At 63.6% G+C, this 16,038-nt stretch carries 14 protein-coding genes and 1 tRNA gene; 5 read left to right on the forward strand and 10 right to left on the reverse strand.

The window, feature by feature from the left end; translation table 11 throughout:
• Positions 1-19 precede the first annotated feature (19 nt).
• The 10 genes from ACZYGA_RS05955 to hemA all read right to left on the reverse strand — a co-directional run bounded on the left by ACZYGA_RS05955 (position 20) and on the right by hemA (position 10,694).
• A complete protein-coding gene (locus ACZYGA_RS05955; RefSeq protein ID WP_077371523.1) occupies positions 20-1,084 on the reverse strand; it encodes an ABC transporter substrate-binding protein in 1,065 nt (354 codons plus the stop codon).
• Positions 1,085-1,190: 106 nt separating this feature from the next.
• Positions 1,191-1,991 (reverse strand): ABC transporter permease, encoded by an 801-nt coding sequence (locus ACZYGA_RS05960; RefSeq protein ID WP_341542771.1) that lies wholly within the window; start codon positions 1,989-1,991, stop codon positions 1,191-1,193.
• Positions 1,988-2,911 carry an ABC transporter permease gene (locus tag ACZYGA_RS05965; protein WP_479398583.1) on the reverse strand — a complete coding sequence of 308 codons (924 nt, stop codon included), beginning with the start codon at positions 2,909-2,911 and terminating at the stop codon, positions 1,988-1,990. Before ACZYGA_RS05965 ends, ACZYGA_RS05960 begins: the two co-directional genes overlap by 4 nt.
• Before the next feature lie 2 nt (positions 2,912-2,913).
• Positions 2,914-4,083: an ABC transporter ATP-binding protein gene (locus ACZYGA_RS05970; RefSeq protein WP_240704187.1), complete on the reverse strand. Its 1,170-nt coding sequence runs from the start codon at positions 4,081-4,083 to the stop codon at positions 2,914-2,916.
• Between the two features lie 99 nt (positions 4,084-4,182).
• On the reverse strand, positions 4,183-5,568 hold the full coding sequence (locus ACZYGA_RS05975; RefSeq protein ID WP_479398585.1) for an NAD(P)/FAD-dependent oxidoreductase: 1,386 nt from the start codon (positions 5,566-5,568) through the stop codon (positions 4,183-4,185).
• Between the two features lie 296 nt (positions 5,569-5,864).
• Entirely contained in the window at positions 5,865-6,617 is a 753-nt protein-coding gene (locus ACZYGA_RS05980; protein WP_176492871.1) for a HesA/MoeB/ThiF family protein, read from the reverse strand.
• A 112-nt stretch (positions 6,618-6,729) separates the two neighbouring features.
• On the reverse strand, positions 6,730-7,230 hold the full coding sequence (locus tag ACZYGA_RS05985) for an Lrp/AsnC ligand binding domain-containing protein (protein WP_077371505.1): 501 nt from the start codon (positions 7,228-7,230) through the stop codon (positions 6,730-6,732).
• A 260-nt stretch (positions 7,231-7,490) separates the two neighbouring features.
• On the reverse strand, positions 7,491-8,339 hold the full coding sequence (gene prmC / locus ACZYGA_RS05990) for a peptide chain release factor N(5)-glutamine methyltransferase (RefSeq protein WP_077371502.1): 849 nt from the start codon (positions 8,337-8,339) through the stop codon (positions 7,491-7,493).
• A 1-nt stretch (position 8,340) separates the two neighbouring features.
• The gene (prfA, locus tag ACZYGA_RS05995) at positions 8,341-9,426 is read right to left on the reverse strand and encodes a peptide chain release factor 1 (RefSeq protein WP_077371499.1); all 1,086 of its coding nucleotides are present in this window, start codon (positions 9,424-9,426) and stop codon (positions 8,341-8,343) included.
• Entirely contained in the window at positions 9,423-10,694 is a 1,272-nt protein-coding gene (hemA, locus tag ACZYGA_RS06000; protein WP_084209244.1) for a glutamyl-tRNA reductase, read from the reverse strand. Before hemA ends, prfA begins: the two co-directional genes overlap by 4 nt.
• 529 nt (positions 10,695-11,223) lie before the next feature.
• Between hemA and ACZYGA_RS06005 the strand changes: the two genes are divergently transcribed.
• From ACZYGA_RS06005 to ACZYGA_RS06025, 5 genes are all read left to right on the forward strand, one after another.
• Complete coding sequence (locus ACZYGA_RS06005; protein ID WP_479398587.1) at positions 11,224-13,107, forward strand: tetratricopeptide repeat protein; 1,884 nt, start codon at positions 11,224-11,226, stop codon at positions 13,105-13,107.
• 111 nt (positions 13,108-13,218) lie between these two features.
• Positions 13,219-13,893 carry a lipoprotein insertase outer membrane protein LolB gene (lolB, locus tag ACZYGA_RS06010; RefSeq protein ID WP_191236617.1) on the forward strand — a complete coding sequence of 225 codons (675 nt, stop codon included), beginning with the start codon at positions 13,219-13,221 and terminating at the stop codon, positions 13,891-13,893.
• A 68-nt stretch (positions 13,894-13,961) separates the two neighbouring features.
• Positions 13,962-14,840, forward strand: coding sequence for a 4-(cytidine 5'-diphospho)-2-C-methyl-D-erythritol kinase (gene ispE, locus ACZYGA_RS06015; RefSeq protein WP_479398589.1), 879 nt, complete (start codon positions 13,962-13,964; stop codon positions 14,838-14,840).
• A 29-nt stretch (positions 14,841-14,869) separates the two neighbouring features.
• A tRNA-Gln gene (locus ACZYGA_RS06020) sits at positions 14,870-14,944 on the forward strand.
• Positions 14,945-15,028: 84 nt separating this feature from the next.
• Entirely contained in the window at positions 15,029-15,958 is a 930-nt protein-coding gene (locus ACZYGA_RS06025; protein ID WP_077371487.1) for a ribose-phosphate pyrophosphokinase, read from the forward strand.
• The last annotated feature ends 80 nt before the right edge of the window (positions 15,959-16,038 follow it).

Here is a 16,038-nt window from a genome sequence, read left to right on the forward strand (position 1 = left end):
CGATCGACGAGACGCCGACTCAACGAGCCTGCACTTCCGACCATAACTGCTGGAAGATCTGCAACTGCTCACCGGAGAGACTCGGCGAGAAATGCAGACGCGCCATGTCATCCTCAGAGGGCTGGATCGGTGGCTGGGTCAGCACCTCATCCAGATACGGCCTGGCGGCGGCATTGGGGCTGGCGTAGTAGTTGTAGTTGGACAACTGCGCGCCGACCTTGGCGTCCAGAAGGAAGTTGATGAAGGCGTGTGCCAGCTCAGGGTGCGGCGCCTTGGCGGGAATCATCATCGAATCGACCCACTTCTCGGCACCTTCATCCGGAATCATGTACTTGATATCGGCGAAGGACTCCGGATTCTCGTCCAGATAGAACAGATAGTCGCCGTTGTAGGACAGCGCACCATGCGTGACCTTGCGTGCCAGCTGTTGCAGGGCCGGCGTGCCATCGGAGAAGCCGCTGAAGTTGTCGCGATGCTTGGTCTCGATCAGCAATCTGGCCGCCTCACGCCAGGCATCCATGCCGGTACAGTCATAGCCATGACCGAGATAGGCACAGGCCGCCCCCATGCTGACCTGGCCATCGCCCATCAGGCTGAACGGATATGAGGCATTGACGGCGGGATCAAACAGCAGTGACCAGCTCTTGGGGGCATCCTTGAACGTGCTGGCGTTGTAGACCAGCCCGGTGACTCCCCACTGATACGGGACGGTGTAGTTGGCTCCCGGGTCAAAGCTCGGGTCCTTGAACTGCGCATCGACATTGGCCAGGTTGGGCACTTTCGCCTTGTCGATCTTCTGGACCAGGCCGGTGTTGATCAGGCGCGGCACGTAGTAATTGGACGGCACGATGATGTCGTATTGGGACACCCCGCCGGCATTCAGCTTGGCCAGCATTTCCGGCAGGGAGTTGTAATAATTCTCGACCACCTCGACATCGAAGGCCTCTTCAAAGGCGGTGATGATCTCCGGGTCCATGTACTGGGTCCAGTTGAAGAGATACAGCTTCCTGTCTTCAGCCTGGGCGGCGCCTGCCAGCAGCAGACTGCCGATGGCGACCGCGAGACGCAGCGTGTGAGTTGTCATTGTGATGCTCCGTTCAGTCGATGAGAAAGGTGGTGAATGCCCGCCCCCGATACCGGCATGTCTGCCTGGTCAGGGGCGGGGTACGACGAGTGACCCTCCAGCGAAATCATGAAGCGCTGCGCCGGCGTGCCAGCGCAAGACTCACGATCGCCGCCAGGGCGACCACCGCCATCATCAGGGTGGCGATGGCATTGATCTCCGGTGTCACGCCCTTGCGTATCGCGCTCCAGATGTAGATCGGCAAGGTGGCGCTCTCCGGACCTGACGTGAAGAAGCTGATCACGAAGTCATCCAGCGACAGCGTGAAGGACAGCAGGAAGCCCGAGATCAACGCCGGCTTCAGGGTCGGCAACATGAAGAACTGCACGCGCTGGCGCGGCGTGGCATAGAGGTCCTTGGCCGCCTCGAACAATGTCGGATCCAGACCGACGAAGCGTGAATAGACGATCAGCGCCACGAAGGGAATCTGGAAGGTGACATGCGCGATGATCATGGTGCCCAGCCCCGGCGACAGCAGACCGGTCAACTCATTGATCTTGACGAAGAAGGTCATTTCCGAGATCCCGAACACGATGTCCGGCAGCACGATGGGCAGATAGATCAGCACGATCAGCCAGCCCAGCTTGCGATGACGGTGGCGATACATGCCATACCCGATCAGCGTGCCGATCATCAGCGCCAGCAATGACGACACCACTGCCAGCAGCAGCGAATTGCCCAGCGCCGACAGAATCGCGTCATTGCCCAGCAGACGCCGATACCAGCGCAGTGACACGCCGGTGAAGCTGGCGGCACTGTTGGAGGCATTGAAGGAGAACAGCATCACCACGATCAGCGGCAGATACAGAAAACCGAGCGTCAGCCACCAGAAGCCCCGCAATCCCTTGTGAAGTCCGCCGCGCGTCATATCACCACCTCTTCACCGCCACCCAGGCGCCTGCCGATGCGACGCATGGCATAGAGTCCGATGAAGGTCGCGATCAACATCAGGATCGCCCCCGCCGCCCCCAGTGGCCAGTTGGCACTGCCGGAGAACTGATTGGCGACCAGATTGCCCAGCATCATGCCCTTGCCACCGCCGAGCAGCTCCGGAATCACGTACATGCCGAACGCCGGGATCGCCACCAGCACCACCCCCGCCAGCAGCCCCGGCAACGTCTGGGGGAATACCGCATGCCAGAAGGCCTTGAGCGGCGAGGCGTAGAGATCCTGCGCCGCTTCCACCAGCGAGAAATTGAGCTTCTCGAAAGCGGCATACAGCGGCAGCACCATGAAGGGCAGGAAGTTGTAGACCAGCCCCAGCGTGACCGCGAAATTGGACGGATAGAGCCCCATGTTGGGCGCGATCATGCCCATGGCCTCGGCCAGCTCCGCCAACGGCGTGCCCGGCGCCAGCAGGTTCATCCAGCCGAAGGTGCGGATGACCTGATTGGTCCAGGACGGCACGACTACCGCCAGCAGCATGATCGGCCGCCAGCGCTGGTCTGCCTGCGAGATGTGATAGGCGATCGGATACGCCACCAGCACCACCAGCACGGTGGAAAGCACGGTCTGCCACAGCGAACGCCCCAGCGCCATGAGGTTGCCCGGGCTCCAGCCGAGAAAGCCCTGACCCGCCAGCTGCGTAAACGAGGTTAGCGACAAGGGCATCTCCGGCAAGCCATAGGGGCCATTGCTCATAAAGGCCACGCTCATCAGATAGAGACTGGGCAGCACCAGGAAGATGATGATCCACAGCGCGCCGGGGGCGACCGTCAACAGCAGGTGGCGTGACTCGGCCACCACCGCGCGACTGCGTGCCGTGGGCAAGCTCCCGTGATAGGCCATCGTCATGCCTCCAGCGTGATCAGGTCTTGCGCGGCCACCACCACATCGACGTGGTCTCCCACGTCCGGCAACTGGCCGCCCCGATTGTTGACCACCACCTGCAAGGTGACACCCGCCACCTCCACGCGATATTCGGCATGGCTACCGCGGTACAGTCGCTCCTGTACTCGGCCCGGCAGATGATTTTCCAGCACGTCGTAGCGTTCGAATTCGCTGGCGGGACGCCGCCGCAGATCCAGCGTCTCGGGGCGCAGCAGCAGCAACCCGCCGCTGCCCGGTGCCTGCGCCGTCAGCATGCCCAGCGGCGTGGTCAGCCGGACGGCGTCATCGCGGCTGTCATCGCGAGCCGTGATCTCGAACAGATTGGCATGCCCCATGAAACGCGCCACGAAGGCATTGACCGGGCATTCATAGATCTCGCGCGGCGTCCCCACCTGCTGGATGCTGCCGCTGTCGAGCACCGCGATGCGGTCCGACATCACCATCGCTTCCTGCTGATCATGGGTGACGAACACGAATGTCATGCCAAGGCGCTTCTGCAGACGCAGCAGCTCGATCTGGATCTGACTGCGCAGCCCGGCATCCAGCGCCGACAGCGGTTCATCCAGCAGCAGCACATCCGGCTCGCAGACCAGCGCCCGCGCCAGCGCGATACGTTGGCGCTGACCACCTGAAAGCTGGTCGACCCGGCGATCGACCAGACTCCCCAGCTTGATGAACTCGGCCATCTCGGCGACCTTTGCCTCGCGCTCGCCACTCGGCATGCCCTGCATGCGCAGACCGAAGGCGAGGTTGTCGCGCACGCTGAGATGCGGAAACAACGCATAGGACTGGAAGACCGTATTGACGCTGCGCTGATGCGGCGGCACGTCGGTGACATCGCGCCCGCCGATCACCACCTGCCCCTCATCCAATGCCTCCAGCCCCGCCAGAATGCGCAGAAGCGTCGTCTTGCCACACCCGGAAGGCCCCAATAGCGTGAAGAACTCGCCGGGCTGAATGGCGAGATCCACACCATCAAGCGCCGCCACCTCGTTGCCGAAGCGCTTGTGCAGCCCCTTGAGCTGAATGGATGACGCGGCACGGCACTGGAACCGGGGCTGGCCAGCCTCCGACGACTCTCTCGTGTCTCGCTCAGGCGCCATACCCTCGTTGCTGTCCACTGCGCTCATCGCGCCTCCCTTGCGATTACTCACCAGTCGTGTCCCGCTCATGGGCTGTCGGGATGATCAACGATGTCAAATGTGCAGCACCTTCATCATGGCTTCGGCCTAGAGCCGATCACGCAGCGTGTAGAAGCTGGTCGCCAGGACCAGCAGAGGAGTTCGCAACCAGTGTCCACCCGGGAAGGCGCGGTGGGGCATGGCGGCAAAGACATCGAAACGTTCCGCCTGGCCGGCAATCGTCTCGGCGATCAATTTGCCCGCCAGCCCTGCAAGCGACATGCCATGTCCCGAGTACCCCTGGGCGTAATAGACATTCGGGGCAAGACGCCCGAAGTCCGGTGCCCGATTCATGGTGATGGCCACGTCACCGCCCCAGCGGTAATCGATCCCCACCCCGTCAAGCGCCGGAAACAGACGGCGAATCTTGCCGTCCATGCGCGTCTTGAGGTGGCGCGGCTCTCGTCCGGTATAGCTCACCTCCCCCCCGTAGAGCAGGCGCCTGTCAGCAGAGAGACGGTAGTAGTCGAGCACGAAGTTGGCATCGGAAAGGGCATCATTGCCCGGCAACACCTGCGCGACCTGTGCTTCGCTGAGCGGTTCGGTGGCCACGATATAATTGGCGACGCGCATGATGCGCTCATCCAGCCGCGGGACCAGGCCATCGAGATAGGCGTTGGTCGCCACCACCACGAACTCGGCACTCACGCTGCCCTGCGCGGTATGCACACGCGCACGCCCTGCCTGCCCACCGGAGCCATTGGCGACGATGCCACTGCCACTTCGGCCATGCTCGAGCTTGAGCACAGGACTCTGTTCACAGATCGTAACGCCTGCCCGCTGAGCAGCACGCGCAAGCCCGAGGGTGTAATTCAGCGGATGCAGATGGCCACCCTCTCCATCATGCAGCGCCCCGGGATAGGCATCGGTAACGACTCGCGCTCGCAGGGCATCCCCCTGCAACCACTGCAATGCATGGTAGTCATGATCGCGTGCCATGCGCGCCTGAAATTCCTGCAATTCGCGCACATGTCGCGGCTTGACGGCAGCATGCAGATAGCCGCGGGTATAATCACAGGGGATCCGGTGCTTCTCGATCAGTGCGGTGGTGAGACGAACCGACTCGCGACTCATCTCCCAGATGGCATGCGCCTGCTCACGGCCGAGAGCCTTCTCGACCGTGGCGATGTCGGTGCCAAGTCCCGGCAGGATCTGGCCGCCACTGCGTCCCGAAGCCCCGAAGCCGATGCCGCGCGCCTCCAGCAGGATGACCGAATAGCCACGCTCAGCGAGATGCAGAGCCGCTGAGCAGCCGGTGATACCGCCGCCGATCACGCAGACATCAGCGCGCCGTTCCCCGGCCAACGGTGGACAGGGTGCAAGCGTCACACGCTGACTGGCCCGGTAGTAGGAGCGGATGTCATCACGCCCACGCTGCGCTTCCTGGCGGTCTCGCCGCGGCTCGTCTGTCGCGCCTGATCTGCAGCCGACCATGCCCCTCCTTACCCGCCACTGTTGAGTTTATTCACCGACCCGGGGAATATTTGCGTTATTTACCACACGTCAACGGCAAATACTGCATATGGATTGCCCCGCGAGGTATAAATTTTCAACACGTACCGCCTTGCCCTCCCTTTGACGCCCCACAATGGCGCACGCCCCTGAGGTCATCAGCGTCAGGCTTTTGAGATCAGAAAAGCAAAAGCCCCGCAGCCTGAGAGGCTGCGGGGCTTGGTGACAGACCCTCCACGCATTGGCGTGAAGGGTGCTCGGGGAGTGCTCCACTCATGTCATGTCGAGCGACGACATACCGGACAGGCGGGGTCACGCTTGAGCCCCATGCGTCGCCACTCACCGGTCAGGCCATCGAAGGTGGCGAGCCCTCGATGCACATGCCCGGCACCACTGATCAGCTTGAGCGCTTCCAGCGCCTGGAAGGCCCCGATGATGCCGACCAACGGCGCGATGACCCCGCTCTCGGCACAGGTCAGCTCTTCATCGCCCTGCTCTTCCGGCGAATACAGGCAGCCGTAACACGGCGCATCTGCCTCACGGCGATCAAACACCGCCAGCTGACCGGAGAAACGAATCGCGGCACCTGACACCAGCGGCGTGCCTGCCGCCACGCAGGCGGCGTTGATCGGGAAGCGCGAACTGAAACGGTCAGTACAATCGAGCACCACGTCCGCGGCGGCAACCTGCTCGGCCAGCGCCTCGCCCTGAAGGCGTTCGGACAGGGCGATCACCTCGGTGTCGGGATTGATCGCCGACACCGAGCTGGCGAGCGAGCGCGCCTTGGGCTGGTCGATGTCCGCCTCTCCGTGGGCGATCTGACGTTGCAGATTGGAGAGCTCGACATGGTCATCATCGGCCAGCACCAGCGTGCCGACACCGGCTGCCGCCAGATAGAGCGCCGCCGGGCACCCCAGGCCGCCAGCTCCGATCACCAGCACCCGCGCGGCCAGCAATCGTTGCTGACCCGCGATATCGACCTGAGGGAGCAATATCTGACGCGAATAGCGCAGCAGTTGCGAATCTTGCATGGAAGGTGAGCCGTCTGTCTGTGAATGAAGTGAGTGCTTTGGCCGGCCGCCGGGCCTGGGCCTGAGTTCTGAGCTCTAAACCCTGAGCCCTGCCGCTGGCATCAGGGGCTCGTCACTTGGCGTCGAGATCCTCGATGTCCGGCACATGCAGCGAGAACTGCTCCTTGACCTCTTCCATCACCACATAGCTCTTGGATTCCTTGACCCCGGGCAGTGTCAGCACCACATCCCCGAGCAACTGCCGATAGGCGGACATTTCCGGAATCCGGCACTTGAGGATGTAATCGAACTGCCCCGAAACCAGATGACACTCTTGGATCTGCGGCAGCTTGGAGACGGCACGGCGGAATTCATCGAAGACGGAGGGTGACTGGGTCTCGAGGCTGATCTCGACGAAGACCAGCAGATTGGCCTTGAGCGCCTTGGGGTCCAGCACGGCCTTGTAGCCACGGATGATGCCGGCACGCTCGAGGCGTTTGACTCGCTCCAGACAGGGAGTGGTGGAGAGTCCCACCTCGGAGGCGAGGTCGACATAGGAAATGCGCGCATTTTCTTGCAGGCAGCGCAGGATCTTGAGGTCAATGCGGTCCAGAGAACGTGATTTCGCTTTCATTATAATAGTTTTCCCAGCAGGGTGACTTGCAGCAGGATCATCCTTACTCCTGTCTTTCGTGCAGTCAGGCAACCCGAGAACGCGGGGGTAATCAGGCGACCTTTCCAGTCATGCATCGCTTATTACTACCATACCCGCCCGACAGGAGATACGCCCGCACAGGCAGGCCTGCGACGAGGATTCCACGCAGGCTCCACTGAAAGCAGGGGTTTCCACTGGCAAGTCCGGGCCGGCCTGCATTCCCGCCCGCCGGGGAGGCGTCAGCCAATGCGCCCCAGCGTGATGCGCTCTCGCCCACCGAGGTCTTCCAGCGTTTCCACTTCCAGAAAACCACCGGCGCGCAGCGCCTCGCGCACTTCCTTGCCCTGGGCCAGGCCATGCTCGAGCATCAGATGACCGCCCGCGGCCAGATGGCGGGGCGCGGCCTCGATCAGATGCAGGAAGTCTGCCAGCCCCTGCTGGCGCGCCACCAGTGCCGAGCGCGGCTCGAAACGCACGTCACCCAGTGCCAGGTGCGGGTCATCATCGGCCAGGTAAGGCGGATTGGCGGTCACCAGCGCAAAGCCGGTCTCGGGAACGGCGGAGAACCAGTCACTGCGCCGGAATTCGACGTTGGGAATCGCGAGATGCTCGGCATTGTCACGCGCAAGCTGCACGGCCTCCTCGATGAGATCGACCCCCAGCACCTGCCACTGCGGACGATGACGAGCGAAGGCCAGCGCGATGGCGCCGGTGCCGGTGCCGAGATCCAGCAGCGTGCCTTCGGGCGCCTCGGCCAGCTCCAGCGCGCACTCCACCATCACTTCGGTATCCGGGCGCGGAATCAAGGTGGCAGGAGAGCAGCGCAGCATCAGGCCATAGAACTCACGGCGGCCAAGCAGGTGGGCGACGGGGTGTCCTTCGGCTCGGCGTGCCAGCAGCGCCTCGAAGCGAGCCACGCCCTCGGCGCCCGCTTCCGACTCGAGATCGCGATCCCCCCAGGTATAGAACCAGGTGCGATCGCGCCCCATCACCTCTCCCAGCAGCAGCTCGGCATCCAGACGCGGAGACTCGCTGCCCGACTCACTCAGACGGGCAGCCGCGGCTGCCAACGTGACATCGATTCTCACCTCATTGCTCCTGCAGTGCCGTCAGCTGGTCTGCCTGATATTCGACGACCAGCGGCTCGATCACCTCGTCCAGCTGACCGGCGATCACTTCATTGAGCTTGTAGAGCGTCAGATTGATGCGGTGATCGGTCAGACGTCCCTGGGGGAAGTTGTAGGTGCGGATGCGCTCGGAGCGATCACCGGAGCCCACCAGCTTGCGACGGGCATCGGAAGTCGCCTGTGCCTGGCTGTCCACCGCGGCCTGCTTGAGTCGCGCTGCCAGCAACGACATGGCGCGCGCACGGTTCTTGTGCTGACTGCGCTCGTCCTGGCACTCCACGACCACACCGGTGGGCAGGTGGGTGATGCGAATCGCCGAATCGGTGGTGTTGACGTGCTGCCCCCCGGCCCCGGAACTGCGGTAGGTATCCACTCGCAGGTCGGCCGGATTGATGTCGATGTCCCCGACCTCATCGGCCTCAGGCATCACCGCCACGGTACAGGCGGACGTATGGATGCGGCCCTGGGATTCCGTGGCAGGCACGCGCTGCACGCGGTGCGCACCGGATTCGAACTTGAGGCGCGAGTAGACCCCCTCGCCCTTGACGCGGGCGATGACTTCCTTGAAGCCACCATGCTCACCGTGGCTTGCGCTGACGGTCTCGACCTTCCAGCCCTTGAGCTCGGCGTAGCGGGAATACATCTTGAACAGGTCCCCCGCGAACAGCGCCGCCTCATCACCGCCGGTGCCGGCACGCACTTCGAGGAAGACGTTGGCCCCATCATCCGGGTCCCGCGGGATCAACAGCTGGGTGATCTCTGCCTCCAGCACGTCAAGCGCTGCATCGCTCTCGCGGACTTCCTCACGTGCCATCTCGCGCATCTCGGCGTCGCTGTCATCGCACATGCCGAGGGCGGCCTCGCGATCTTCCTTCAAGGCGCGATGGCGCTGCCATGCCTCGATCAATGGCTCAAGCTCGGCATACTCCCGCGACAGGTCACGGAAGCGGGCCTGATCCCCGATCACTTCAGGCTCCGACAGCAAGGCGGAGATCTCCTCGAAGCGGTCATGGAAGGTGTCGAGCTTGGTGATGAGGCTGTCTTTCATGAAGGGTCCTGTGATGAATCAACCGGCGCGAGCAGCAGCTCCTGCGCCGTCTGAAGAATATCCTGTCGATCGTCGCCTGACGCCTGACGCAGCGCCAGGGTCGGGTGATGCATGAAGCGGTTGGCCAACTGACGGGCCAGTTGCGCCACGACTTCCTGCGGGTCACGGCCCTGATCAAGCTCGGCCAGCGCCTGTGCCTCGCACTCTGCACGCAGTTGCTCGCCGTGGCTACGATAACGCTTGATGACTTCTCCGCCACTGCGCACACGCTTGCGGTGCTGCCAGGCACTGACACCCTGCCGGATCAGCTCTTCGGCCTGGGCAGCCGCCAGCTGGCGATGACGACGGTTCTCCTCGATGACTTCCTGCAGATCATCCACGGTATAAAGGAAGACATCATCGAGATCCCCGACCTGCGGTTCGATATCGCGCGGCACGGCGATATCGACCATGAAGACCGGCTTGTAACGGCGTTTCTTGAGCGCACGCTCCACCATGCCCTTGCCGAGGATCGGCAGCTGAGCGGCGGTGGAGGCTATCACGATATCGGCATTCTCGAGGGCATGCGGAATGCCTTCCAAGCCGATGGCGGTCCCGCCCAGCTCATCAGCCAGCGACTGGGCGCGCGACACGGTACGGTTGGCGATGCACAGGTTGGCGATGCCCGCTTCCTTGAGGTGGCGCGCCACCAGCTCGATGGTGTCTCCCGCCCCGATGAGCAGTGCATTGGCTCGCGAGAAGTCATCGAAGATATGACTCGCCATGCTGACCGCGGCATAGGCCACCGAGACGGGGTTCTCACCGATTCCCGTCTCGGTACGCACCTGCTTGGCGACCTGGAAGATATGCTGGAAGAGCTGCTCCAGTTCCCCCCCGAGACCGACGGTACCGCGGGCGAACTGATAGGCATCCTTGAGCTGACCGAGAATCTGCGGCTCGCCCAGCACCATGGAGTCCAGGCCGACCGCCACGCGAATCAGGTGGCGGACCGCCTCCTCACCGAGATGTTGATAGCTGCAGCGCTCAAGCTCTTCAGCCGGCAGGCCATGGTATCGGCTCAACCATGCGAGAACCGAGCGCGCACCGTCCTCGGTCACACAGTAGAGTTCCGTGCGATTGCAGGTCGAGAGCACCGCCGCCTCGGAAACTTCCGGCAGACGCTTCAGCTCGGCCAGCGCAGCCTCGAGCTGTGTCGGCGTGAAGGCAACGCGCTCGCGGACATCGACGGCGGCGGTGCGATGATTGATGCCAAGGGCAAGAAGGGTCATGGAGTCAGTCAGTCGTCAGGGTCTGGCCGGCAGGGCTCGCATCGAGGACAGGCGGCTGTCGCTTGGAAAACCTCCGCAATGAAGGGGCCGGCACCTGGCCACCTGCTTGCAGATCTCGTTTGTCAAAGCGGCTGAAATCGTAAAATTAGCGTGCTCATTCTATCACAGCGCCTACATCACGCGAGCCTGCAGGGCGCGGCCAGCGATGAGGAATTTCCATGGGCTTGGCAGTCTGATGCTATCACCTCCCGTCCGCCATGTTGATTCAGGGAAACGCCGAGCGGACAGGCGCTGCCCTTGCCTCCATGACAGGCACCGCCGATGCTATCCCCGTCCGCCTTCAGCCGTTATGCTGGAGCGATCAATATCCCCAGGGTGTACTGCTGAGGCCGAGCGCAGGTCGGGCCGGAATTTCCAGCAGGCACACGCTGCCAGGCCACCTTTTACGGATTTCATGACGGCGTGGGCGCGACTCCGGCCGGAACGTGCCGACTGGCCGAGACCCTTCCACCGCTGACTGCGAGGTTGCATGCACGTATCGACTGCCGCTGAACACTCCCCTCGCGGGGCGGCCCACGCGAGCCCTTCCGAGCGCCTGACGGGCACGGCACGGCTGGCCGACAGCCGCTGGACACGCTGCCTGCTGGCCAGTGTGCTGCTGGGTCTGGCCGGCTGCCAGTCGCCGGCCACGCAGGCTCCCTTCGCCTCTCAGCCGGACCCGCTGGATACCGCCCCACCCATCACCAGCGGCCTGGATGCCAACAGTCTCAATCAGCTGCTGGGCGCGGAGCTTGCCGGCCAGCGTGGCGACTACCCCAGCGCCGCCGATGGGTACCTGGCCGCCAGCCGCCGCTTCGATGACCCGGAACTGGCCCGGCGCGCCGTGCTGGCCGCTCGCTACGCCGACAATCCTGCCCTGCTGGAGCGTGCCGCCCAGCGCTGGCAACAACTGGATGATTCCGCGACCGAGCCGGGCATCATCCGCGCCCGCCTGGCCGTGGAGCGCGGCGACTGGATGACGGCGCTCGAGCAGCGCCTCGCGGTAGAGACCGCCGGCGGCACCGGCAACGTGACCACCTTGGCGGAGCAGTCCATCGATGCCGGCGCGGATCTGGAATCACTGCTGTCACGGCTGCTGGAGCATGTCGCGCAATATCCCGCGCAACCGGGCCCGCGAATTGCCGCCGCGCTCTATGAAGCGGCGCTTGGAAATGAGTCCGACGCTCGCAGGCGCCTGATGGCGATGGAAGGCGAGTTCCCCGAACTGGCCGAAGTGTGGCTGGCACGCAGCGAGATAGAGCGCGACGCAGGCCGCCTGAGCGCCTCACGTCAGGCGGCCGAGCGTGGCCTGGCCATCGCCCCGAATGACAGCCGCTTGATCCTGAGCGCCGCCCAGACCGAGCTTGCCGGTGGTGACATCGAGGCCGCGCGCCTGCGCATTGATGACCTTGTCAGCCGCCATGCCAACGCACCGCGCCTGCGTCTGGCACTGGCCAGCCTCTATCTGGACGCCGACTCTCCCGAGGATGCTCGTCGTCTGCTGCTGCCGTTGCTTGATGACACGCCGGTCCCGGATGCCGCCTATGCCCTGCTCGGGCTGGCGGCAGAGGCCAGCGGTGAGATCGACAACGCCATCCTCTATTACCGACAGGTACCGGATGGGGAGCGCTACGTCTCAAGTCGCGCGCGCGCCGCGCAGCTGCTGGTGGAGCATGATCGCAGCGAGGAGGCACGCCAGTTCCTTGCCGTCGAGCGCCTGCGTCATCCGCGTCACGCCATGACATTGCTCAGCTTCGAGATCGACCTGCTGGATGCCCAGGAACACTACGCCGCCGCCGACGAGCTGCTCGACGGCAGCATCAAGGCTCGCCAGAAGACACTCACCAGGGCACGCAGCGAAGGTGACGGCGAAAGCGCTGCCGTGACGGAGAACGAACTGGCCAGCCTGCTGTTCCTGCGCGGCATTCGTCGTCTCGATGACGGGCGTCTCGAGGAGATGGAGCAGGACCTGCGTCAGGTCATTGCACTGGAGCCCGAGAATGCCAGCGCCTACAACGCTCTGGGCTACACCCTGCTGGTAGAGGATGCCGACCGCCGCGCCGAAGCGCTCGAACTGGTTCAGCGCGCCCATGCGCTGAAGCCGAACGACCCTGCCATCCTCGACAGCCTCGGCTGGGGGTATTTCCTCACCGGGGATGCCGCCCAGGCATTGCCCTCGCTGGAAGCGGCCTGGGCCCAGCAACAGGATGCCGAGATAGGCGCACACCTCATCGAGGTGCTGTGGTCACTCGAGCAGCAGGATGAAGCACGCAGTCTGGCCATCGAGCTCAGCGAGCGTTTCGAGGAGGCCAGCGAGCTGGAAGCCCTGTTCCAGCGCATCCCGGCTCTGCGGCCGGTCGTGGATGCGCCCTGACAGGACAGCCCGGCACTTTCTGTCCATCGGCGAGTCCATTATCCTGACTCGCCGATGGCGCCATCGATTGCCCATCGACTCTCATTCCGCCATCCGGAAGGCTTTCGCGTCATGACCTCCTCTTCTTTCCCCCTATCGTCACTCTCCTCTCCCCGGACACGCCACCTTTCCCTCGCCATGTTGCGCCGTCTGATGGGGCCAGTCCTGCTGGCCATGACATTGGGCCTGAGCGGCTGTGCCAGTCAGATGGCCAGCGACAACGCCGGTGACCTGACCCGCAATGAAGGTGACTGGCAGCAGCAGAGCGACAGGATCGATTCGCTCACGCACTGGCAACTGGCAGGCAAGGTCGGCATTCGCACGCCGGAGGAAGGTCACAGCGCCAATCTTGACTGGCAGCAGGAGGGCGATGACTACCACATGCTGATCACCGGCCCACTGGGTGCTGGCCGCACGACCCTGGTGCGTGATGCCGAGGGCGTGCGCCTCTCCTCGTCCGACGGCGACTTCCAGGCACCGGACGCCGAAAGCCTGATGCTCTCGCAGCTGGGCTGGTCCTTGCCGCTGGGGGCCCTGGATGACTGGGTCCGCGGAGTGGCAGCCAAGGGCGAGCACGACCTGAAGAGTGACGCCCTCGGCTTCCCCGATACCCTTTATCAGGATGGCTGGGAGGTGGACTATCAGGATTGGACCCGCGCCGAAGGACTGTGGCTGCCGCGCAAGATGAAACTCTACTACGGCGATCTGACCGCCACCCTGATCGTCAATCAGTGGCAGGCACTCTAAGCGTGCCCCCGACGCTCTCTTCTTTCTCCACGGCCAGCATTCCGGCCAGCTCATCCATGACGGACACGATGACCGCGACACTTTCTCTGCCGGCACCGGCCAAGCTCAACCGCATGCTGCATATCACCGGTCAGCGCGCCGATGGCTATCATGAACTGCAGACACTGTTCCAGTTTCTGGATCACGGTGACCGACTGGACTTCACGCTGCGTGATGACGCTGCCATTCACCTCGCCCCGGCCATCGAAGGCGTGCCCGCGGAGTCCAACCTGATCATGCGTGCCGCTCGCCTGCTGAGAGAAGCGGCCGTCGCACACGGCCAGGTCGCGAGCTCGAATGACTTGCCCGGTGTCGATATCCGGCTGAAGAAGGTGCTGCCGATGGGCGGTGGCCTGGGCGGTGGCAGCAGTGATGCGGCCACCACGCTGCTGGCGCTGGACCACCTCTGGAAACTTGAGTTCGACCTGGACACCCTGGCCGAGCTCGGACTGACTCTGGGGGCCGATGTACCGGTCTTCGTTCGCGGCTTTTCGGCCTGGGCCGAAGGCATCGGTGAGCGACTGGAACCTGCCCCGCTGGACACCCCGTGGTTCGTGGTGATCCACCCGGGCATCGAGGTCGCGACCCCCGCCGTGTTTGGCCACCCGCAATTGACACGTTCCAGTCCCGCGATTAGTATGGCGCGCGCACTGCAGGGGGGGCGCAACGACTGCGAAGTCGTGGTGCGCACTTTGTACCCGGCAGTCGCCGACGCCCTGGACTGGCTGGACCAGTTCGGCACCGCCAGACTGACGGGCACCGGCGCCTGTGTGTTCTGTGCGTTCGATGACGCACGACAGGCCAGCAAGGTGCTGGGCCGACTCGAATCCGAGCGCCCGACGTGGCACGCCTTCATGGCACGTGGTTGCAATCTCTCCCCTCTTCATGCCGCTCTGGCTTCGGCCTGAGCACAGCAACTGGTTGAAGTGAACGTTGCTGGGGTATCGCCAAGTGGTAAGGCACCGGTTTCTGGTACCGACATTCCCAGGTTCGAATCCTGGTACCCCAGCCAATCCTGGCCGTTCCCGGTCAACCCGGAATTCTCCACTCCCGAGATCCCACAAGACTCCAAAGGTGGCTGCGCGTGTCAAAACTGATGGTATTCGCGGGGAATGCCAATCCCGCTCTCGCCCGCAAGGTAGCTGAAGCCCTCGATACCCGCCTGGGCCACGCAACCGTCGGTCAGTTCAGCGATGGCGAGATTGCGGTAGAAATCAACGAAAACGTCCGCGGCAAGGATGTCTTCATCATGCAGTCCACCTGCGCACCGACCAACGACAACCTGATGGAGCTGATCCTGATGGTGGATGCGTTGCGTCGTGCGTCAGCGGCGCGCATCACGGCGGTCGTGCCGTACTTCGGCTATGCCCGTCAGGATCGCCGCGTGCGCTCCGCTCGCGTGCCGATCTCGGCAAAGGTGGTCGCGGACATGATGGTCAAGGCTGGCGTGAATCGCGTCATGACCATGGACCTGCATGCCGACCAGATCCAGGGCTTCTTCGATGTGCCGGTGGACAACGTCTACGGCTCACCGATCCTGCTCGATGACATCGAACGTCAGAACTATGACAACCTGATCGTCGTCTCCCCGGATGTGGGCGGCGTGGTACGTGCCCGTGCCATCGCCAAGCAGCTCAACTGCGAGCTGGCCATCATCGACAAGCGTCGTCCCCAGGCCAACCAGGCCCAGGTGATGAACATCATCGGTGATATCAAGGACCGCACCTGCGTGCTGGTCGATGACATGATCGACACCGCCGGCACCCTGTGCAAGGCGGGCGAGGCACTCAAGGATCATGGCGCCAACCGCGTCGTGGCCTATGCGTCCCACGCGATCCTGTCCGGCCCGGCGGTCGACAACATCACCAACTCCGTCCTCGACGAAGTGGTGGTGGCCGACACCATCCCGCTGTCCGACACCGCACGTCGTTCCGGCAAGATCCGCCAGCTGACAGTCGCTGGCCTGATCGCCGAGGCGATCCGTCGCGTCAGCAATGAAGAATCCGTCAGCGCCATGTTCCACTGAGTCCTGTCGGCGGGCCCTGCTCGCCGCTGCTCGGGGAAGAGGCACTGACACCGGCAGATGATCCGTCATCTGCCGACAAG

The sequence above is a fragment of the Cobetia sp. BL01 genome (assembly GCF_056493605.1).